This is a genomic window from Actinocatenispora rupis, assembly GCF_016861975.1.
In the GTDB taxonomy this organism is placed as follows: domain Bacteria; phylum Actinomycetota; class Actinomycetes; order Mycobacteriales; family Micromonosporaceae; genus Actinocatenispora; species Actinocatenispora rupis.
Window position 1 is genome coordinate 1 of record NZ_BOMB01000073.1, and the last position, 874, is coordinate 874.

Annotated in this window: 1 protein-coding gene; it reads right to left on the reverse strand. The window is 68.9% G+C overall.

What is annotated here, in order from left to right; genetic code table 11:
* Positions 1 to 4: 4 nt before the first annotated feature.
* Positions 5 to 807, reverse strand: a protein-coding gene (locus Aru02nite_RS36305; protein WP_203665087.1) for an IS5 family transposase whose coding sequence is annotated in 2 segments (ribosomal slippage) — positions 5 to 471 and positions 471 to 807 — 804 coding nt in all. Because the reading frame shifts where the segments join, the coding sequence is not laid out codon by codon here.
* Positions 808 to 874 lie beyond the last annotated feature (67 nt).

The window sequence follows — 874 nt, forward strand, 5'->3', positions numbered from 1 at the left end:
GAGATCAGTTCAGAATGAGTTTGCGGAGGCAGATGATCGAGCAGGCGATGCTGAGGAATGCTTGATGGATGTCAGCGCGGCGTTCGTAGCGGATGCGCAGACGTTTGAAGGCGTGGAGCCAGGCGAAGGTGCGTTCGACGGGCCAGCGCACGACGCCGAGTCCGGATCCGTGGCCGGTGCCGCGGCGGGCGATGACCGGGGTGATGCCGCGAGCGCGAACCATCCGGCGGTACTTGTCGTGGTCGTAGCCGCGGTCGGCGAACACGTGTCGGGGCCGGCGCCACGGGCGGCCCACCACGCCGCGGATCGGGGGAATCGCCTCGATCAGGGGGATCAGTTGCGTGACGTCGTTGCGGTGCCCGCCGGTGAGCGTGACCGCCAGCGGGATGCCGGTGCCGTCGGTGATCACATGATGCTTGGAGCCGGCCTTGCGGCGATCGACCGGACTGGGGCCGGTCAGGTCCCCTTTTTCAACGCCCGCAGGTGCGAGGAATCGACCAACGCCGCGGACAGGTCCAGCAGGCCAGCCGCCCGTAACTCGCCCAGCAGCGTCTCGTGCAACCGTTGCCACACCCCGGCCTGCTGCCACTCGGCCAGCCGCCGCCAGCAGGTCGCGCCCGACGCGCCGAACAGGTGGGTCGGGACCCGGTTCCAACCCACCCCGGTGCGGGCCACCCACAGGATCGCTTCCAGTACCGCCCGGTCGCCCACGCGGCGGCGTCCCGGGTACCGGAAACGCCGTGCCCGCACCGGAATCAGCGGCTCCAGCCGAGCCCACAACGCGTCGGTGAGCACCTCGTCCTGCACCCCGAAAGCCTGGAACAGGCTTCCACACCGTCAAAGCCGACACGCCGACTCATTCTGAACTGATCTC